This is a genomic window from Sphingomonas lutea, from assembly GCF_014396785.1.
GTDB lineage: Bacteria > Pseudomonadota > Alphaproteobacteria > Sphingomonadales > Sphingomonadaceae > Sphingomicrobium > Sphingomicrobium luteum.
Genome location: NZ_CP060718.1, coordinates 615,353 through 634,071 on the forward strand (window position 1 = coordinate 615,353; position 18,719 = coordinate 634,071).

Sequence of the window (18,719 nt, forward strand, 5' to 3'; positions counted from 1 at the left end):
GCACTTTCGTAATGGAATTTGGTCGTGTCGGCAAATCGACTTTCGACGAATTGCCGATGTTTTTCAATATCTGAGCGCCGCCGCGCCCCAAGTAAAGCCTCCGCCCATCGCTTCCAGCACCACCAGGTCGCCGCGCTTGATCCGTCCGTCTTTAACGGCCGTATCAAAGGCCAGCGGAACCGAGGCCGCCGAGGTGTTGGCATGCTCGTCAACCGTGACCACCACTTTGTCGGCCGGCAAACCGAGTTTCCGCGCAGTTGCGTCAAGGATTCGCGCATTGGCCTGATGCGGCACGACCCAGTCGACATCGTCGGCGCTGAGGCCCGCCGCAGCGAGCACTTCGTTAAGCACCCCGGCGAGGTTGACCACGGCATGGCGAAACACCTCCCGCCCCTTCATACGCAATTTGCCGACGGTTCCGGTCGTCGACGGCCCGCCATCGACGAACAACAGGTCGTTGTGCCGGCCATCGGCATGAAGCTTGGTGGCAAGGATCCCGCGATCGCCCTCTTCCGCGGCGAGCACGAGCGCGCCGGCACCGTCGCCGAACAAAACGCAGGTCGCGCGGTCTTCCCAGTCGAGGATCCGGCTGAACGTTTCCGCGCCGATCACCAGTGCCTTGGACGCGCTGCCCGACCGAAGCATCGAATCGGCCACCGTCACGGCATAAAGGAAGCCGGTGCAAACGGCGTGGACGTCGAACGCGATGCAATCGTCGATGCCAAGCGCGGCCTGGACCTTGGTCGCAGACGACGGAAAAGTCTGGTCCGGGGTCGCGGTGGCAAGGACGATCAGCTCGATCTCGGTGGCGTCGATCCCGGCATGCTCAAGCGCCCTGCGCGCCGCCGCCGTCGCCAAGCTGGCCGTCGTCTCGCTGTCGTCGGCGATGTAGCGGCTCTTGATCCCGGTGCGCTCGACGATCCAGGCGTCGGAAGTTTCGACCGTTTCGGCCAGTTCCGCGTTGGACACGCGGCGCTTGGGCAAGGCGGACCCGGCGCCGAGGACGACCGCGCGGCGGGTCATTTGGCGGCACCATTGGCAAAGGCGTGGGCGCGGAAATTGTCGAGATCCTCGCCGATCTTCCGCGTGATGTCGTTGCGGACCATGCTCGCCGCGACGGCGATGGCATTGGCCACGCCCTTGGGATTGGCGCCGCCGTGGCTCTTCACCACTAGCCCGTTGAGGCCGAGGAAGACCGCGCCATTGTGGTTGTTCGGGTCGAGATGAACCTTGAGCAGGTTGAGCGCGGGGCGCGACAATGCGAAGCCGGCCTTGGAGCGGAGCGAACTCTTGAAGGCGCGGCGCAGCAGATCGGTGACGAAGCGCGCGGTCCCTTCCGCGGTCTTGAGCGCGATGTTGCCCGAAAAGCCGTCGGTAACGACGACGTCGACATTGCCGCGGCTGAGCTGGTCGCCCTCGGTAAAGCCGTCGAAGCGCAGCGGCAGGTAATCGGCATCGCGCAGCAGGGCGGCGGCTTCCTTGAGCTCGTCGGTGCCCTTGAGCTCCTCGGTACCGATGTTGAGCAATTTGACGCGGGGTTTGGCGTTGCCGAGCACCGTGCGGGCATAAGCCGCGCCCATGACCGCGAACTGAACCAGGTTCTGCGCATCGCATTCGGTATTGGCGCCGAGGTCGAGCATCACGCAGTCGGTGCCGAGCGTGGGCAGCAAAGCAGCAAGCGCGGGGCGGTCGATCCCCGGCATCGTGCGCAGCGCGAGCTTGGACATCGCCATCAGCGCGCCGGTATTGCCGCCAGACAGTGCGGCATCGGCCTGATGCTCTTTGACCGCGTTGATCGCCATGCCCATCGATGTGGTGCGGGCGCGGCGGATCGCCTGGCTCGGCTTTTCGCTCGCCGCAATCGAATCGGGCGCGTGGATCAGGGTAACGCCGCTGGCGAGGATCTTGTGCTGCGCGAGTTCGGCGCGGACGGTCTTTTCGTCGCCGTAGAAGACGAACTGCAACGTCGGGTCTTTGCGGCGCGCGCGGGCGGCGCCGGCGATGATCGCGGCATGGCCGCTGTCGCCGCCCATGGCGTCGATGGCGATGCTTGGGCCCCCGGTCATGCGGGGCGCCTTGGGCTTAGGCCTCGGTCGAGACGATTTCGCGGCCGTTATAATGGCCGCAGGCCCCGCACAAATTGTGCGGCAGCTTGAGTTCGCCGCAATTCGGGCATTCCTGGAAGGTCGTGGCCTTCAGCGCGTGATGGCTGCGGCGCATGTTGCGCTTCGAGGGCGATGTTTTTCTTTTAGGGACAGCCATTCCGGCACCTTTAGCTTCAATAAAAATTGCGACGATCTGCGCCAGTTTCCAGCGGGATCACCCCACGGCGGCACTCGGATCGTCGCGAACAGCGGCCCCTATAGCGAATGAGGGCGGGAGTGCAAGGTGGTCGAACGGCGTCTTCACGCGCCGATGTCTGCTTTCGACCCATTGCAGACATTGGACTTGCGGATAATCTGCGCGGCAAAGGGGCCGCATCATGTCATTCCTGTTGTTTCTTGCCGCACTGGCTTCTCAACCAAGTCACGCGGAAATTCCGCCGCCCATCATCGACATGCACATGCACGCCTGGTCGCTTAAGGAGTTTGGCGGGGAGAGCGTGCCCGGCTGTGTCGGCTCAAAGGGTATCGACATGCACGGAATCGACCCAGCCAAGCCCTTCGACTTCACCGCCCAAGTGACATGCAAAGTGATGATGCAGTCGCCTGGAACCGATGCCGCGGTCCTGGCCGAGACCGTCGCTCATATGAAAAGATTCAATATCGTCGCCGGGGTCATTTCCGGGGATCGTCCGATTGTTGCCGCATGGCACAAGAAGCATCCCGACCGTTTCATTCCCGCGGCCAACTTCTTTCTCGACGAAGGGCTGCCGCCTGCCTCGCACGTACGAACTCTTGAAGCACAGGCCCGGAGTGGGGAAACAAAAGTCTTTGCCGAGGTAACAGCCCAATATCGGGGGCTCCCTCCTGATCACCCCGCGCTTGAGCCTTTCTACGCCATGGCCGAACGGCTTGATGTGCCAGTCGGCATTCACATGGGTTATGGAGCGCCAGGCGGACCCTATTGGGTTTATCCCAAATACCGCGCCGCACTAGGCAACCCGCTATTGTTAGAGGACCTGCTCGTCCGACACCCGAAAATGCGGGTCTATGTCATGCATGCCGGCATGCCGATGGTGGACGAAATGATCATGTTGCTGAACGCGCATCCTCAGGTGTTCGTCGATATTTCGGCCGACAACTGGGGCGTCCCGCGAAAGGAGTTTCATTTCATTCTCAAGCGACTCGTTGATGCCGGCTATGCAAGACGCATCATGTTTGGCAGCGACCAGATGGTATGGCCGCAAACCATCGCGGTCGCAATCGATGCGATCACCGGCGCGGACTTCCTGACTGAGGCGCAGAAGCGCGACATCCTATACAACAATGCGGCGCGGTTCCTTCGCTTGAGCAAAGAGCAAATTGATCGCCACCACGGGCGCTAGCGCCCGGTCTCAATGTCCGCTTTCCACCCTAACCGCCGTCGCAGGCTAAGCCGCTGCCAACACCGCATCCCCGACGAACGGGTTGGTCGCGCGTTCGTGGCCGAAGGTGGACATCGGGCCGTGGCCGGGGACGAAGGCGGTGTCGTCGCCCATCGGCCAGAGGCGTGTGGTGATCGACTGGATCAGCTGCTGCTGATTGCCGTGGGGAAAATCCCAGCGGCCGACCGATCCCTGGAACAGCACGTCGCCGACGATCGCGAGCTTCGATTCAGGGTGGTGGAAGACGACGTGGCCGGGCGTGTGGCCGGGGCAGTGGCGGACCTGGAGCGTAAGGTCGCCGACCGTCACCTGGTCGCCGTCCTCAAGCCAGCGCGCGGGGGCGAAGGGCTGGCCGGTGATGCCGTACTTCGCGCCGTCCTCGCGCAGCCGTTCGATCCAGTAGATGTCGTCCTTGTGCGGGCCCTCGATCTCGACCCCCAGGTCCGCGGCGAGGATCGCGGCCGATCCGCAATGGTCGATATGGCCGTGGGTCAGCAGGATCTTCTCGATCGTCACGCCGACCTGCGACGCCGCAGCCTTGAGCTTGGGCAGGTCGCCGCCCGGGTCGGTGAAGGCGCCGCGCATCGTGGCGGTGCACCAGATCAGGCAGCAATTCTGCTGCAGCGGCGTCACCGGGATGATCGTCGCCCGCAGCGGCGGCTGCGGCTGGCTCATTGGCGGGGAAGCGTCGCCATGGAGGCCGGCTCGCTGCGCATCTCGGCCGCGACGGCCTCGGCCCGGCGCAGTGCGCGAAGCACGTTGCCGCCCGCCAGTTTGGCAAGGTTGGCGTCGCTCCACCCGCGGCGGATCAGCTCGGCGAAGAGGTTGGGATATTCCTCGACCCCGTCGAGGCCCTCGACGCCATAAGGGATGCCGTCGAGATCGCCGCCGATGCCGACATGATCATGCCCGGCGACGCGCACGACATGTTCGATGTGATCGGCGACGGCCGGCACGTTGACCGGTGGGCGCGGGTTTGCCGCTTCCCAAGCCTTTAGAGCGGCCTCGGCCTGGGCCTTGCTGTTTGGAAAGCGCGCCTTCAGCCGCGCTTCCTCGCCCGACCGATTCTGCGCCCACGCCCACACCTTGGGGTCGAGGAAGCCGGGGACGAAGGTAATCATCACCACGCCGCCATTTGCGGGCATCAGACGCAGCACGCCGTCGGGGACGTTGCGCGGATGCGGGTCAAGCGCGAAGGCGTTGGAGTGCGAGAAGATGACCGGCGCGCGGGTCGCGGCGATGGCGTCGCGCATCGTCGCCGCCGATACGTGGCTCAAATCGACCAGCATGCCGAGCCGGTTCATTTCCTTGACCACCTCGAGCCCCACGGGGGCGAGCCCGTCATGCCTGGGCTCATCGGTGCCAGCGTCGGCCCAGTCCGTCGTCTGGTTGTGGGTGAGCGTCATGTAGCGCGCGCCGAGGTTGTAGAATTGGCGCAGCGCGGCAAGCGAGCCGCCAATCTGCCGCCCGCCCTCGATCCCGAGCAGCGAGCCGATGCGGCCCGCGCGGTGGATGCGGACCATGTCGTCGGCGGTGCGCGCCAGTTCGAGATCGCGTGGATAAGTGCCGATGATCCGCCGCGCGGTGTCGATCTGCTCGAGCGTGATGCGGATCGCCTCATCGCCGGTGATCGTGCCGCTGATATAGACCGACCAGAATTGGCCGCCGACGCGCCCTGCGCGGAGCCGTGCCATGTCGGTCATCAGCGGCTTGGCGCGCTGGTCAGTCCCGCTGGCAAGGCCAGCGACGCTGCCGCCATGATCCTCGCGCAAGGCCCAAGGCAGGTCGTTGTGGCCGTCGATAAGCGGCGTGCGCGTGAGGATGCGGTCGATCCGCGCCTGGGTGCGCGGATCGACTGTCTGGGCCGGGGCGGTGGTCGCAAGGCCGAACAGAAGCGCGGCGCCAATCAATAGTCGGGTTTTCATGGCGCGGGTTTAGGAAGAGCCTTGTCCCCGCGCAATCGGGAGGGGTTGCCGCGCGCGCCGGAGCCGTCAATGAAGGCGGCGATGAGTCATTGCCCCGACATTGAAGAATTGATGCATTTCGATCCCGACGAAGGGATCGCCAATCTCGATGAGCATCTCGACCGGCTAAAGGCCGCGGCGGAAAGCCACGGCTTCAAGTTCGACCGACATGCGGCGCGCAACGAGCTGCAGGCGGCGACGTTCGGAAAGAGGCGTCCGGCAGTCGCGCGGCTGCTGCTGTCGCCCACTGGCGCGATGGCGATCGAGGTTCGCGGCGGCTAGGCCGCCAGCGGGAAGCGAAGCAAGCGGTCGGACACCGGAACGAGCGCCGCGGCGCCGTGCCCGACATTGCCCATGATCTGCGGATGATGAGCGTCGAGCCCGCCGGTCAGCGAGCCGAAGGCGGGCAGGATGACCTTGGTCGGCGACATTACGAAGCAGCGCCGCGATACGCGCCGCCCGCGCACCTGCAACCGCAGCTTGGGGTGAAAATGGCCCGACATTTCCGGTCGAGGATCGTCGCGCACCGCCTCATGTCGAAGGACGATGCCGCCGACTTCGACCTCTTCGGCCAGGCTCCCGCCGCAATGGTCGGCAAAGCCGGGATCGTGATTGCCGACGATCCAAGTCCAGTCGGTGGCGCTGGTGAGGTGCAGCAGCATCTCACGCGCCTGCGCCGGTAGGCGGTCACAGCCGAAGCGGTCGTGGAAGCTGTCGCCCAGGCAGTAGATCCGTTTGGCCCCGGTACGCGCGACCTCCTGAGTTAACGCCGTCAGTGTCGCCTGCGAATCATAAGGCGGGAGGAACTGGCCGAAGCGCGCAAACCAGCTTGCCTTTTCAAGGTGCAGGTCGGCGACCAGCAACGCCTCGCGCGCCGGCCAGAACAGCGCGCCTTCGGGCGTGGCCGCGAACGTTTCGCCTGCGAACGAAAAGGGAACCATGTCCGCCCAATCGGGCGTCAGGGTTCCAGCGTCAAGACATGATCGCGCAACGCGCGCGCGTCGTGCAGGGCGTTGTGCGGCACGCGGCTATTGGCCGCGGTACTGAAGCCTGCCAGCGGACGATACTCGAAGCGCAGGCGTGGGACTTCGACCATCGTTCCCGGCCCGGTCAGCAGAAGGGCGGTGAACAAAGCAATATCCTCGGGCCAGTCCGCGACGATGAGAGGCTGGGGATCGCCGGCGAGATAGTGCGAGACGGTGCGCGCGGCGTCGATCCGGCTCATCCGCGGCGAGACCAGGCCGTCGGGCACCGTGTCGAGATAGGGGACGACGTGGCGTTCAACCCACTTTTCGAGCGCTCCCGGCCAATCGAGCGTGATGTACAATTCCTCGCCATCGTCGGGGACGAGGGCGAGCGACAGGAGGGCACCGCCCCACCCATTATACTCGGTGTCGAGAAAATAGCGCACGCGTCCCCGTCTGGACTTGGGCGGAAGCCGCGTCCAGTCTCGATCGGCAATCGACTTGAGGGGGAATCATGACACGTCTGCACAGGTTGCTTTCGGCTGGTCTTGTCGTGGCGGCACTGACCCAGCCCGCCGTTGCGCAAACGCCCAATCGCGCGGAACTGGAGAAAGCGGTCGCTGCTCGCCACGGCGTGACGGTCAAGGCGCTGCAGGACTGGATCGCGTTGCCCACCATCGCGGCGGAAAGGCGCAACGTCGCGGAGGGAGCGGCCTATATGGTCCGGCTTGCTCAGGAAGCGGGTTTCGTAAATGCCAAGGTGGTCCCGACCGATGGGCTGCCGGGCGTATTCGGGACGATAGACGTCGGCGCGCCGGTCACCATGGGCGTCTACTTCATGTATGACGTGAAGCAGTTCGATCCCGCCGAATGGACGTCACCGCCGCTCGAGGCGAGGATTGTCGATCGTCCGGGCGAAGGCAAAGCGATCGTCGGTCGCGGCTCGGTCAACCAGAAGGGTCCGGAAATGGCTTTTCTGGCCGCGCTCCATGCGCTCAAAGCGGCGGGCAGGAGGCCGCCGGTCAACATCGTCCTGGTAGCCGAAGGTGAGGAGGAGATCGCCTCCCCCAACTTCCACCAGATCGTCCAGAACCCCGAGGTCATGGCGGCGCTGAAGCGGACCGCAGGCGTCTTCATACCTTTCAACGCGCAGGATCGTGACGGCAGTGCCGGCGTCAACCTGGGGGCCAAGGGCGCGGTCGAGCTGCAGCTGATCGTCGGCGGCGAGACGTCCAACCGTTACCCGAAAAGCGACACGCACTCGAGCAGCCATGCACGTATCGCGAACCCCGCCTGGCGGCTGGTCAAGGCGCTCGACACGCTGGTGGCCGATGACGGCTACACGGCCGCAGTCGACGGCTGGATGGAGAACGTCAAACCGTTGACGGCGCGGCAGAGGGAACTGGTCGAACAATTGTCGAAGCGCGGCAGCGAGGCGGATGCGAAGAAGGCGTCAGGGGGCGTTGGCCGCTGGCTCGGCGACGACGATTATCGCTCCAGCATCGAACGGCTGATCAGCCGGCCCACGATCAACATCCAGGGGCTTGTCAGCGGATATTCGGGGCCGGGTGGCAAGACCGTCCTGCCGAGCCGCGCGGAAGCGAAGATCGACCTCCGTTTAGTGCCCGACCAGACACGCGATGAGGTGGTCGCCAAGCTCAGGGCGCATCTTGCCAAGCATGGCTTTGACGATGTGAAGGTGAACGTCAGCGGCGGGTACGGCCCCAACCAGACGGATGAAAACGCGCCGCTCATTCGCGCGCAGAAGGCCGTGCTTGACCGCTGGAAGATTCCCTACGTGATCAATCCGCGGCTGGCGGGCAGCTGGCCGGGCGTCGTGTTCACCGGTCCGCCGCTCGGACTGCCGGCGGGGCAGATCGGCATCGGCCGCGGCGGCGGAGCCCATGCGCCTGACGAGTGGTTCCTGATCGAGAGCAGCGACCCCAAGGTCGCAGGCATGAAGGAGCAGACCCTGCTCTACGTCGATCTGATGTACGAACTCGCCAAGCAGGGCAGGCGCTAGTTTCGCGGAACGATGCTGCAATCGTCGGTCGGCAGCGGCCGGCCTTTGCGGCAGCGATCGACCAGCTTGCGCCACTGGCGGCCGCGCTCTTCCTCGGCCTTGCGCAGTTCGCGGCCGCGCTGTTCGTCGGCTTCGGACTGGCTGGTGGTGACCGCATCGACCCCGGCCGAGACGACCTTCACGGGCAGGGTGACGGCAGTTACCGCCGCATCCGCCACCGCCCCGACGACGCAGCCGCCGAGCATGAAGGCAACGGGCAAGAGTAACAGGATTCGCATGGGCGGCAGGCTAGACCGTCATGGCTTCCTGCGCGAGGGCTTCGGCCTGGAGCAGCAGTGATTCGTCCGCCGCGGCGCCCGGCGGCAGGGCTTCGCGCCCGATCACGACCATCAAAGGGATCGCGAGCGGGGTCACGCGTTCGGCGCTGACATGGACCATCGTCGCCTCGGCGCGCTCGACCAACCGCGCCAGGCGCCCGAGCTCGGTCATGCGCCCGCGCGCATCGTCCCACGCGGCGCGCAGCAGCAGATGCTCGGGCTCATATTTTCGCAGGACGTCGTAGATCAGGTCGGTCGAGAAGCTGACCTGCTTGCCGCTCTTGCGCTTGCCCGGGTGCTGGCGCTCGACCAGCCCGCCGATCACGGCTACCTCGCGGAAGGCGCGCTTGAGCAGGTGCGATTGCTCGACCCACTCGACGAATTCATGTTCGAGGATGTCGGCCGAGAAAAGCGGGCGCGGGTCGGTCACCGGTTCGAGGCTGTAGGCGGCGAGGCCATAATCGTTGGCGACGAAGCCGAGCGGCTTGAGCCCCGCAGTCTCCATCCGCCGCGTAATCAGCATGCCGAGCGACTGGTGCGCGTTCCAGCCTTCGAAGCTGTAGGCGACCATGTAGTGGCGGCCCTCGAACGGAAAGGTTTCGACCAGCAAGTGATCGGGCTGGGGAAGGATCGAGCGCTTGGCCTGGATCTCGAGCCATTCGCGGACGTCGTCGGGGAAGCGATGCCAGTCGCGGTTGTCGGCAAGGAAGGCGCGCACGCGGTCGGCAAGGTGCGTCGACATGCTCATCCGCTGCCCGCCGTAGGTCACCAGCCGCGCCTGCTTGGACGAGGCGCGCACGACGATGTCGGTGTCCTGAAAGCGCGTCACTTCCAGGCTCAGGCCCGCGAAGAAAATGTGATCGCCGACCGACAGGGTCGAGCCGAAACCCTCCTCGACCCGGCCGAGCGTGCGGCCGTTGAGGAAACGCACGTCCATCATCGGATTGTCGACGATCACGCCGGCGTTGAGCCGGTGCTGGGCGACCACGGCGGGCTTCGTCACGCGCCACTGGCCGGGCGCAAATTCGGTCAGGCGTTTGAACTTGTCGTAGGCGCGCAAGCTGTATCCGCCGGTCGCGATGTAATCGAGGACGCGGCGCCAGACCTCCTCCGTCAGGGCGGCATAAGGTGCCGCCCCGCGTACCTCATCGAGCAGCACCTTCTCATCGAACGGCCCCGCGCAGGCGACGCCAAGGATGTGCTGGGCGAGGACATCGAGCGTGCCCGGGCGGAATATTTCCGGATCGAGCTCGCGCGCCTCGACCGCGTCGAGCGCGGCGCGAGCTTCGAGATATTCGAAGCGGTTGCCGGGCACGATCATGCCGCGGCTGGGCTCGTCGAGGCGGTGGTTGGCGCGGCCGATGCGCTGGAGCAGGCGCGAACTGCCCTTGGGCGCGCCCATCTGGACCACGAGGTCGACGTCCCCCCAATCGATGCCAAGGTCGAGGCTAGCGGTGCAGACAAGCGCACGCAGCTTGCCTGCGGCCATCGCCGCTTCGACCTTGCGCCGCGCTTCGAGCGACAGGCTGCCGTGATGGACGCCAATCGGCAGAGCATCGTCGTTGGCGGTCCACAATTCCTGGAAGATGAGTTCGGCCAGGCTACGCGTGTTGCAGAAGACGAGGGTGGTGCGGTGCCGTTCGATCAGCCGCATCACCTCGCGCGCGGCGTGGCGGCCGCTGTGCCCACCCCACGGAATCCTGTTTTCGGGAATGAGGATCGACAAATCGGGGTCTGCTCCCGGCTCCCCGGTCACCAAATCCACGGCGTCGATGTCCGCGTCGGGCGCGAGCCAGCTGCGGTAGGCATCGGGGTCTGAAATGGTCGCGCTCAGGCCAACCCGCCGCAGCTCCGGCCGAAGCGCCTGAAGCCGTGACAGCGACAGGCTGAGCAGGTCGCCGCGCTTTTCCTTGGCGAAGGCGTGGATTTCATCGACGACGATGGTCGTCAAATTCTCGAACAAGGTCGCGCTGTCGGGGTAGCTAAGCAGCAGGCTGAGCGATTCGGGGGTGGTCAGCAGGATTTGCGGCGGGCGCGCGCGCTGGCGCGCCTTGCGGTCGGACGGTGTGTCGCCGGTTCGCGTTTCGACCCGGATCGGAAGCGCCATCTCCTCGATCGGGCCGATGAGGTTGCGCTGGACGTCGACTGCCAGTGCTTTCAGCGGCGAGACGTAGAGCGTGTGCAGGCCCTCGCTCGGTCGTTCGGCAAGGTCGCAGATCGTCGGCAGGAAGCCGGCGAGGGTCTTGCCCGCGCCGGTCGCGGCGACGAGCAAGCCGCTGCGTCCGCGCCGCGCAAGCTCGAGCATGTCCAGCTGGTGCCGGCGCGGTTGCCAGCCCCGGGCGTCGAACCAGCTTTCAACGGCGGCGGGAAGGCCGCTCAGAGGTCGTCGGTTCCCTCGCGCCGACGTTGTTCTTCTTCCTTGTAGAGATCGCCCGTCGCGCGTTCGGTCTGCCGCGTGGTCTCGGTCGGCTGGCCGGCGCGGCGGCGCGAGCGCATGACCAGCCAAATAAGGGCGATCAATAGGATGATTGGCCCGACGATGTTCATGATGCCCCACAGTGCCTGATCCATGTTTCTTCTCCTCCCGCGGGAACCTCGCGATGCTTCACCTATATAGCTCGCTATGGCGCGCTTAGGTTCCTGGATCGAGTCCCACCCCGAGGGAATTTATGTGCGGCCGGCGGATGCGTGGATCGATCCGTCTGAGCCCAAGGAACGCGCCTGGGTCACGCACGGCCATGCCGATCACGCGCGCGGCGGGCATAGCAAGGTGCTGGCGACGACCGAAACGCTGGCGATCATGGAATGCCGCTATGGGCCGCAGCCCGGCGGGCAGGGTGTCGCCTATGACGAGGCGATCCGCGTCAACGATGTCGATATCCGCTTCGTCCCCGCCGGGCATGTGCTGGGATCGGCGCAGATCGTGATGGAATATCAAGGCGAGCGGATCGTGGTGTCGGGCGATTACAAGCGCCGCGCGGATCCGACCTGCCCACCGTTCGAGCCGGTGCCGTGCGACGTGTTCGTGACTGAGGCGACCTTCGGCCTTCCCGTGTTCCGCCACCCCGATACGGGCAGCGAGATCGACCGGCTGTTGCACCGGCTGCACGCCGATCCGTCGCGCTGCGTGCTGGTCGGCGCCTATGCGCTGGGCAAGGCGCAGCGGATCATCACCGAATTGCGCGGGCGCGGGCATGAAGCCCCGATCTACTTCCACGGCGCGATCGAGCGGCTGAACCAGCTGTACCAATCGTTCGGCGTCGAGCTTGGCGAGCTTCGCCATACGGGCGGCGCGACCAAGGCGGAGATGGCAGGGCATGTCGTCATCGCGCCCCCCGGCGCGCTCAACGACCGCTGGTCGCGGCGGCTGCCCGATCCGGTGACGGCAATGGCCTCAGGCTGGATGCGCGTCCGTCAGCGCGCCCGCCAGCGCAATGTCGAGCTGCCGCTGATCATCTCGGACCACGCCGATTGGGACGAACTCACGACCACCATCCGCGAGCTCGCGCCGAGCGAAGTGTGGATTACACACGGCCGCGAGGAGGCGCTCAAGCATTGGTGCATGATGCACCAGATCAAGGCGCGCGAGCTCAACCTCATCGGATATGAGGACGAGGACGATTGAAGATCACGCGTTCCCGGCCGCCGTCGGGAACAGCCGTGCGTCACAAGCTTTATGACCTCTCCGAAACGGCTTATTCCCCCGGATGGCCGGGACCAGCCAGCGTTGGAGAATCTTCGTTTACGTCGAGAAACCCGAAGCCGAGACCTTGGCGGCGCGCCGCGCTCTTCTGAACAGCGATGCCAGATTCAAGGTCCTCGCCAATGCCCTGCCGCATATGGTCTGGTCGACGCTGCCCGACGGCGACCATGACTTCTACAACGCGCGCTGGTATGAATTCACAGGCGTCCCGGAAGGATCGACCGACGGCGAGGGCTGGAACGGGATGTTCCACCCCGATGACCAGGAGCGCGCCTGGGAACGTTGGCGGCGCAGCCTGGCGACGGGCGAGCCTTACGAGATCGAATATCGGTTGCGGCGGCACGACGGCGAGTATCGCTGGACGCTTGGCCGCGCGATGCCGGTGCGCGATGCCGACGGCAATATCGTGCGCTGGATCGGCACCTGCACCGAAATTCACGATGCCAAGGAGCATGCGGCGCAGAATGAGATCCTGAGCCGCGAACTCAGTCACCGGATCAAGAATATTTTCGCGGTCATCGGCGGCCTGATCGGCATGTCGGCGCGCGACGACCCGCAGCAGAAGGCCTTCGCCAAGCGCCTGCAGGAGCGCGTGGCCGCACTCGGCCGCGCGCATGAATTCGTGCGCCCGCACAGCGAACATTCCTCGCCAAACCGGCTGCCGGGGACGAGCCACGGTGTCCTGCGAGAAATCCTCTCGCCCTATCCCGCCTTAAGCGAGGGCCGAATCACGATCGATGGCGAGGACGTCGCGATCGACGATCGCGGGGCGACTCCCTTCGCGCTGCTCGTTCATGAACTTGCGACCAACGCGTCAAAATATGGTGCGCTGTCGGTTCCTGACGGCCGAATCGAGATCACAACCCGCGTCCACGGGGACCAATTCGAAATGCGCTGGAAGGAATGCGGCGGGCCGACGATCGAAGCGCCGCCCGAGCATCAGGGCTTTGGCACCAAGCTCAGCGAGCTGAGCATCGTTCAGCAGCTTGGGGGAGCGATCGACCGCGATTGGACGCGCGATGGGCTGATCATCGCCATCACGGTGCCGACCCGCGGCCTCGTCCGCTAGTCAGCCGAACAGTCGAAGCGCAGGCGGCGGTGCAACGGATCGCCCCTCGCGCATGCCCAGCGCATATTCCACCGCCTGCCGCACGGTCGGCTCGTCGGTCGGCTTGGTCAGCACACCCACCGCGCCGGCGATGCCGTCGCCGAGAAGTCGCGGATTTGCGGTGATGAACAGCACGCTGACGCCCTTGGCGCCAAGGAGCCGTCCGATTTCGGGCCCGGTTAGGCCGTCGCGAAGGTTCAAATCCACCAGAGCGAGATCGATTGTTTCGTCGAAATAGACTTCGGCGCTGGTGAGATCGGGCGCGATCCCGATCGGTTCGTAACCGAGATCCTCGAGGATCGACTCGAGTTCCACGGCGACCAGCATTTCATCTTCGACGATCAGAATTCGTGCAGGCATGGTCCTCACGTTTGGGTTGCGTCGCGTCGCTGCTAGAAATTCTCCGAGCCGCGATTCGGTTCCGAAGTCTTGCCCGTCATCGTCGCGATCGACTGCAACGCCGCGTGCGCGCGCTCGCGGTCGATGACCAGAGCAGCGGTCTGGGTGATGAGGTCGACCAGCATCAGGTCGCGGATGGTCGGCTCGCGCGGCTCGCGATGGTACATGGCAAAAGTGCCCAAGACCTGGCGGTTGCGCGTCAGAATCGGGATCGACCAGCAGGCACGAAGCCCGTGGGGCAAGGCGATGGCCTTGAAGTCGGCCCACAAGGGATCGGTCTCGATATCCGAAACGAACACTGCGGCGCCCATGTAGGCGGCCGTTCCGCATGACCCGGCGCAGGCGCCGATCTCGAAGCCGTCGATCGCGGCGCTATATTCGGGGGGCAAGCTGGGCGCGGCGCCGTGGTGCAGGTGCTTGCCCTCCGTATCAAGCAGAAGGATCGAGCCGATCATGCCGGTGCGCGAGTTCATCTCGACGATTTTGATCAGCTCGGTCAGCGTGACTTCGAGCGGACTGTCGCCAATCGCCAGCTCGAGTACCTTGGTATGCGCCGCGCGCAGCGCCTGGCTGCGCTTGTCCTCGGTCACGTTGTGGCCCTGGACGAAAATTCGCCGCTCGCCGGGCAGCGGCTGGAACACCAGGTCGACGAGAAGCTCTTCGTAAGATCCATCGCTGCGCACGACCGACAAAGGCAGGGCGCGACCGGAAAAGGCCTCGCCCGACCGCGCGACGCCATCCAGGATCTCGTCGAAGCCATGTTCGGTGAATTCGGGAATGGCGTCCGCAAGCGATCGACCGACAATGTCGCGGTTTCCGACGAGATCACGAAATGATTGGTTGGCAAGAGCAATGCGATGGTCGCCGCCCTCTAGGAGGGCCATGAAGCCGGGCGCCTGCTCGAACATCAGCGCGAGATTGGCGCGCTCGACATCCCTCGCTGACTGCTGCTGGAACATGGCCGAGTTATACTACAACGCCGCATGAGCGTCACTTGGCGTGTTGACGCGCAAGGAGAGAGAATGCCGATGCGAGGATGCTTGCTTGCCCTGGGCTTCCTGGCGGCATGTTCCGGCGAAGCGCCGAACCGCCCGGACAGCAATGCCGGCGCCCAGCAGACGCGGGTCCGCGCGACCGCCAACCCCCCGGCGCCCACCCCAGCAGCAGCACCCGCGACGCCGGCCCGTGTCAGCACCTTCACCCAGTTGGCCGAAACGCGATGCCGCCTGATCGAAGAGAACAAGGAGGAGGGGCCGTACTGGCTTCGGCGATGCCCCGGTCATGCCGGCTGGTCGTTGGAATGGAGCGAAAGCGACCTCCGCCAGGACCTCACATTGATCGCGCCATCGGGCGCGAAGAGCGAACTCGGCTTGACCGGGGCGGTCGCCAACGGCGCGTTCAACAGCATCCAGCCGACAATCGAATGGCGCGGACCCGATGCGCGCACGCCGGCCGCGCTGATCGTGCGCATGAACGTCGCAGCCGGCCAGGAAGGCGGCCGGCCGGACATCAGCCGCCTGGTGGTGGTTCGGCTGACATCTTCGCCATGTCCGGTCGCGGTCGTACCGCCCGGACCCGGCCAGAACGCACGTGCCCGGGCAATTGCGGACGCGCCGCCGCCTGCCTGCCTGTCAGCCGGCTAAGGCTCGCGCCGCCCGGCGAAAGAGCAAGCCCGAAGCAACGAAGATGGCTGCGAACAGTCCGGTGCCGATGATCTCGCGCCCTGGCGGCACCCACGGCTCGTCGGTCGCGCCCGCTTGGGCGACAAACAGCGCGACGACCAGCGCGGCGGCGGTGCCGAACATCGCCACGCTCATGCCGCCGGCGCGCAGTCGGGCAACGGTCGCGCCGACGATCGCGAGGCCGAGAGCGGCGAAGAACCAATTGTTGGCGGGATTGTCCTCGCTGCCGACGATGCCGACCGCCAAGTTGACCCAGATCACAGCCAGCGCGCCAAGCACCGCCAGCGCGAACCCCGTGCGGTAGTCCAGGCGCGGCGATGCGCCCGCGGCCAATTCCACCATGCCGCCGAAGATTGCGATGATGATTGCGGCGAAGACGAAGTCGCCCGGGCCCCAATTCATTTCCGGGGTGAATTGCATGGCGATGAAGGGGGCGATCAGGAGCGCGACCGCAGTCCCCCACCCGATCGTTCGCCACCGGATATTCCGGGTCGAACCGCTGATGCTGTTTGCCATAAGCGCGTCTCCGTGCATGAGTGGTGTTGCATCCCTTCTGGCCGACCGGCTGGTGAGCGGCATGAGCAAGTCCTGAGGTGTTGCTGAAAAGTGCAGTCCGGCCGCATCCGCTTCGACCGATTCGAACTCGACGTGGAGGATCGGCGGCTGCTCCGCGACGGCGCCCCGCTCGACCTCAACTCGCGCTATCTGGACGCGCTTGCGCTTCTCGTGCGCGAGAACGGCCGGCTTGTCTCGAAGGATCGCTTTCTCGACGATGTCTGGCGCGGCGTGCCGGTGACGGACGAAGCCTTGACCCAGTGCATCCGCACCTTGCGGCGCCATCTTGACGACGACGCGGCCAATCCGCGCTTCATCGAAACCGTGCCCAAACATGGCTATCGCTTCATTGCCCCGATCGATGACGTCGCCGTCGCTGCGGACAAGGTCGACAATGGCTTCTGGGCGGAGGCTGGGGCGCTGGCGGGTGCGGGGACGGTTGGCGGGGGGATTGCGGGCCTGCTCGGCGGCCTGATCTACGGTTTCGCGGCGGCGTCGCAACCGATTGCGGGGACGGGCGCGATCTCCATCATGCTGGTGCTGCTCTGCCTGTGTATCCTGGTCGCGTTGATGGGCGGTGCGGGCGTCAGTTGCGGGATCGTCGTGGCCCGCCGCTACGCGGGGCCAACATGGTACGCGATTGTCGCCGGTGGGGCGCTTGGCGGCATGGCCATCGGCGGCCTGGTCAAGCTGCTGGGCGTGGACGCATTCAACCTTCTTCTCGGCCAGTCCCTCGGCGACATCACGGGCGGGCCGGAAGGCGCGATCCTCGGCGCCTCTGTCGGCTTGGGCGTGTGGCTGGCCTTCCGCCAGGCACGACCGTCGCTGCGCCGCGAAAGCATCCTTGCCGGGATACTCGGTGCGGTGGCGGGCGTCGCGGCGATTGCAAGCGGCGGACGCCTGATGGCCGGAAGCCTTGCTTTGCTCGGCGAGAATTTTCCCGATTCGCGGCTTCAATTATTCAGCGCGAGCGGCTTCGGGCCGATCGGCGCGCTTCTGACCGGCGCGCTTGAGGGCGGGTTGTTCGCAGCCTGCCTGGTCGGCGCCATGGTGGTGGCGCGGAAGTCGATCGACCGGCGGGGTTAGTGCGCGGCCTCGGTCCGGCGCACGCCGGACTGGGCCAGCTGGTCGTCGATCTGTTCGATCAATCGGGAGATCCCTGCTTCGTCCTCAGCCTCCGCGCGGGCGACGAGGACGTCCTGCGTGTTCGAAGCGCGCAGCAGCCACCACCCATCGCCGGTGCTGACCCGCACCCCATCGGTCGCGTCGACGGTGGCGCCGCTGGCCGCCAGCCGGTCGCGCACCTCGTCAACGATAGCGAACTTGCGCACTTCATCGACCTGGAAGCGCATTTCCGGGGTGGCAGCGGTGGCCGGCATGGCGTCCATGATTGCGGTCAGGCTCCTGCCGCTCGCGCTGACCGCCTCGATCAGGCGGAGTGCCGCGTAGAGCGCATCGTCAAAGCCGTACCAGCGGTGCTTGAAGAAGATGTGGCCGCTCATCTCGCCCGCGAGCGGGGCGCCGGTTTCCCTCATCTTCGACTTGATCAGGCTGTGCCCGGTCTTCCACATCAAGGGTTTGCCGCCAAGCTCGGCGACGCGGTCGAACAGGGTCTGGCTCGCCTTGACGTCGGCGATGATCGTCGCGCCGGGCTCTTCCTTGAGCACAGCTTCGGCGAGGATCATTAACAGTTGGTCGCCCCAGATCACGCGGCCCTGGCCATCGACCGCGCCGATGCGGTCGCCGTCGCCGTCGAAGGCAATTCCGAAATCGAGCTTCTTGTAGGCGACGAGGCGCTTCAAGTCGGCGAGGTTGGCCTCGACCGTAGGATCGGGGTGGTGGTTGGGGAAGGTGCCGTCGACCTCGGTCAGGATCGTGAAATGCTCGCCCGGAAGGCGCTTCACCAATTCTTCGAGAACGGGGCCGGCCGCCCCGTTGCCCGCGTCCCAGCCGACCCGGAACGGCCTGGCGTCGATGTCCTGCACGAGCCGGTCGACATAGGCCTGGCGAATATCGACGTCTTCGACCTTCCCCTTCCCTTCGCTCCACTCACCGGCGGCGCAGCGCTGGCCAAGCGCCTGGATCGCCTCGCCATAGACCGATCCGCCGGACAAGAGCATCTTGAAACCGTTATAGTCCGCCGGATTGTGGCTGCCCGTCACCTGGATGCCGCCGCCGACGTCGAGCGTGTGGGTCGCAAAGTAGAGCATCGGGCTCGGCCCCATGCCGATTCGCACGACATCAATCCCGCCTTCGGTCAGGCCGCGGATCAGCGCGGCTTCAAGCTCCTCGGAGTGGGTGCGGCCATCGCGGCCGACCGCGACGCGGGTCACGCTAGCTTCGCCGGCAAGCGCTGCAAACCCGCGCCCGAGGCCATAAGCGTCATGCTTGGTCAGCGTGTCGCCGACGATTCCGCGAATGTCATATTCGCGCAGGATGGTGGGATTGAATGTGTGAACCATGCGCCGCCTTACGCA

General features: G+C 65.6%; 21 protein-coding genes. 7 read left to right on the forward strand and 14 right to left on the reverse strand.

Annotated elements, in window-relative coordinates; genetic code table 11:
- Window positions 1–63 precede the first annotated feature (63 nt).
- The 3 genes from H9L13_RS03185 to rpmF are packed head-to-tail and all read right to left on the reverse strand — an operon-like array spanning window position 64 to window position 2,262.
- The gene (locus tag H9L13_RS03185) at window positions 64–1,023 is read right to left on the reverse strand and encodes a beta-ketoacyl-ACP synthase III (protein WP_187538975.1); all 960 of its coding nucleotides are present in this window, start codon (window positions 1,021–1,023) and stop codon (window positions 64–66) included.
- Window positions 1,020–2,066, reverse strand: coding sequence for a phosphate acyltransferase PlsX (plsX, locus tag H9L13_RS03190; RefSeq protein ID WP_187538977.1), 1,047 nt, complete (start codon window positions 2,064–2,066; stop codon window positions 1,020–1,022). The genes H9L13_RS03185 and plsX overlap by 4 nt, the downstream gene beginning before the upstream one ends.
- Window positions 2,067–2,082: 16 nt before the next feature.
- Window positions 2,083–2,262, reverse strand: a complete 180-nt coding sequence (gene rpmF, locus H9L13_RS03195; protein ID WP_187538979.1) for a 50S ribosomal protein L32 — start codon at window positions 2,260–2,262, stop codon at window positions 2,083–2,085.
- A 220-nt stretch (window positions 2,263–2,482) separates the two neighbouring features.
- Between rpmF and H9L13_RS03200 the strand changes: the two genes are divergently transcribed.
- Window positions 2,483–3,487, forward strand: a complete 1,005-nt coding sequence (locus H9L13_RS03200; RefSeq protein ID WP_187538981.1) for an amidohydrolase family protein — start codon at window positions 2,483–2,485, stop codon at window positions 3,485–3,487.
- Between the two features lie 45 nt (window positions 3,488–3,532).
- On the opposite strand, the gene H9L13_RS03205 is transcribed toward H9L13_RS03200, so the two are convergent.
- Both H9L13_RS03205 and H9L13_RS03210 read right to left on the reverse strand, forming a co-directional pair.
- Window positions 3,533–4,201, reverse strand: coding sequence for an MBL fold metallo-hydrolase (locus tag H9L13_RS03205; RefSeq protein ID WP_280528171.1), 669 nt, complete (start codon window positions 4,199–4,201; stop codon window positions 3,533–3,535).
- The gene (locus H9L13_RS03210) at window positions 4,198–5,451 is read right to left on the reverse strand and encodes a dipeptidase (RefSeq protein WP_187538983.1); all 1,254 of its coding nucleotides are present in this window, start codon (window positions 5,449–5,451) and stop codon (window positions 4,198–4,200) included. The genes H9L13_RS03205 and H9L13_RS03210 overlap by 4 nt, the downstream gene beginning before the upstream one ends.
- A gap of 81 nt (window positions 5,452–5,532) precedes the next feature.
- Between H9L13_RS03210 and H9L13_RS03215 the strand changes: the two genes are divergently transcribed.
- The gene (locus tag H9L13_RS03215) at window positions 5,533–5,772 is read left to right on the forward strand and encodes an aminotransferase class IV (protein WP_187538985.1); all 240 of its coding nucleotides are present in this window, start codon (window positions 5,533–5,535) and stop codon (window positions 5,770–5,772) included.
- On the opposite strand, the gene pdeM is transcribed toward H9L13_RS03215, so the two are convergent.
- Window positions 5,769–6,431 carry a ligase-associated DNA damage response endonuclease PdeM gene (gene pdeM / locus H9L13_RS03220; protein WP_187538987.1) on the reverse strand — a complete coding sequence of 221 codons (663 nt, stop codon included), beginning with the start codon at window positions 6,429–6,431 and terminating at the stop codon, window positions 5,769–5,771. The genes H9L13_RS03215 and pdeM overlap by 4 nt on opposite strands.
- 17 nt (window positions 6,432–6,448) lie before the next feature.
- On the reverse strand, window positions 6,449–6,901 hold the full coding sequence (locus tag H9L13_RS03225; protein ID WP_187538989.1) for a hypothetical protein: 453 nt from the start codon (window positions 6,899–6,901) through the stop codon (window positions 6,449–6,451).
- Window positions 6,902–6,969: 68 nt separating this feature from the next.
- Between H9L13_RS03225 and H9L13_RS03230 the strand changes: the two genes are divergently transcribed.
- A complete protein-coding gene (locus tag H9L13_RS03230; protein ID WP_187538991.1) occupies window positions 6,970–8,478 on the forward strand; it encodes a M20/M25/M40 family metallo-hydrolase in 1,509 nt (502 codons plus the stop codon).
- Here the strand turns inward: H9L13_RS03230 and H9L13_RS03235 are convergent.
- From H9L13_RS03235 to H9L13_RS03245, 3 genes are all read right to left on the reverse strand, one after another.
- On the reverse strand, window positions 8,475–8,756 hold the full coding sequence (locus H9L13_RS03235) for a hypothetical protein (RefSeq protein WP_235091126.1): 282 nt from the start codon (window positions 8,754–8,756) through the stop codon (window positions 8,475–8,477). The genes H9L13_RS03230 and H9L13_RS03235 overlap by 4 nt on opposite strands.
- A 10-nt stretch (window positions 8,757–8,766) precedes the next feature.
- Window positions 8,767–11,100 carry a ligase-associated DNA damage response DEXH box helicase gene (locus H9L13_RS03240; RefSeq protein ID WP_235091127.1) on the reverse strand — a complete coding sequence of 778 codons (2,334 nt, stop codon included), beginning with the start codon at window positions 11,098–11,100 and terminating at the stop codon, window positions 8,767–8,769.
- A 71-nt stretch (window positions 11,101–11,171) separates the two neighbouring features.
- Window positions 11,172–11,366, reverse strand: a complete 195-nt coding sequence (locus tag H9L13_RS03245; protein WP_187540458.1) for a hypothetical protein — start codon at window positions 11,364–11,366, stop codon at window positions 11,172–11,174.
- A 52-nt stretch (window positions 11,367–11,418) separates the two neighbouring features.
- Here H9L13_RS03245 and H9L13_RS03250 point away from each other — a divergent pair, with 52 nt between their 5' ends.
- Together H9L13_RS03250 and H9L13_RS03255 are read left to right on the forward strand one after the other, a co-directional pair.
- Window positions 11,419–12,420: a ligase-associated DNA damage response exonuclease gene (locus H9L13_RS03250; protein WP_187538993.1), complete on the forward strand. Its 1,002-nt coding sequence runs from the start codon at window positions 11,419–11,421 to the stop codon at window positions 12,418–12,420.
- Window positions 12,421–12,502: 82 nt separating this feature from the next.
- The gene (locus H9L13_RS03255; RefSeq protein WP_187538995.1) at window positions 12,503–13,567 is read left to right on the forward strand and encodes a PAS domain-containing protein; all 1,065 of its coding nucleotides are present in this window, start codon (window positions 12,503–12,505) and stop codon (window positions 13,565–13,567) included.
- Here H9L13_RS03255 and H9L13_RS03260 read toward each other — a convergent pair whose 3' ends face one another.
- Together H9L13_RS03260 and H9L13_RS03265 are read right to left on the reverse strand one after the other, a co-directional pair.
- Window positions 13,568–13,966, reverse strand: coding sequence for a response regulator (locus H9L13_RS03260; protein WP_187538997.1), 399 nt, complete (start codon window positions 13,964–13,966; stop codon window positions 13,568–13,570). It lies immediately after the preceding gene.
- A gap of 32 nt (window positions 13,967–13,998) precedes the next feature.
- Complete coding sequence (locus H9L13_RS03265) at window positions 13,999–14,964, reverse strand: GAF domain-containing protein (RefSeq protein WP_187538999.1); 966 nt, start codon at window positions 14,962–14,964, stop codon at window positions 13,999–14,001.
- 63 nt (window positions 14,965–15,027) lie between these two features.
- On the opposite strand from H9L13_RS03265, the gene H9L13_RS03270 reads away from it, so the two are divergent.
- The gene (locus H9L13_RS03270; protein WP_187539001.1) at window positions 15,028–15,648 is read left to right on the forward strand and encodes a hypothetical protein; all 621 of its coding nucleotides are present in this window, start codon (window positions 15,028–15,030) and stop codon (window positions 15,646–15,648) included.
- Here the strand turns inward: H9L13_RS03270 and H9L13_RS03275 are convergent.
- Window positions 15,637–16,203 (reverse strand): hypothetical protein, encoded by a 567-nt coding sequence (locus H9L13_RS03275; protein ID WP_187539003.1) that lies wholly within the window; start codon window positions 16,201–16,203, stop codon window positions 15,637–15,639. The genes H9L13_RS03270 and H9L13_RS03275 overlap by 12 nt on opposite strands.
- Before the next feature lie 90 nt (window positions 16,204–16,293).
- Between H9L13_RS03275 and H9L13_RS03280 the strand changes: the two genes are divergently transcribed.
- The gene (locus H9L13_RS03280; protein WP_187539005.1) at window positions 16,294–17,328 is read left to right on the forward strand and encodes a winged helix-turn-helix domain-containing protein; all 1,035 of its coding nucleotides are present in this window, start codon (window positions 16,294–16,296) and stop codon (window positions 17,326–17,328) included.
- On the opposite strand, the gene pgmG is transcribed toward H9L13_RS03280, so the two are convergent.
- A complete protein-coding gene (pgmG, locus tag H9L13_RS03285) occupies window positions 17,325–18,704 on the reverse strand; it encodes a phosphoglucomutase/phosphomannomutase PgmG (RefSeq protein WP_187539007.1) in 1,380 nt (459 codons plus the stop codon). The two genes, H9L13_RS03280 and pgmG, sit on opposite strands and share 4 nt — an antisense overlap.
- Window positions 18,705–18,719 lie beyond the last annotated feature (15 nt).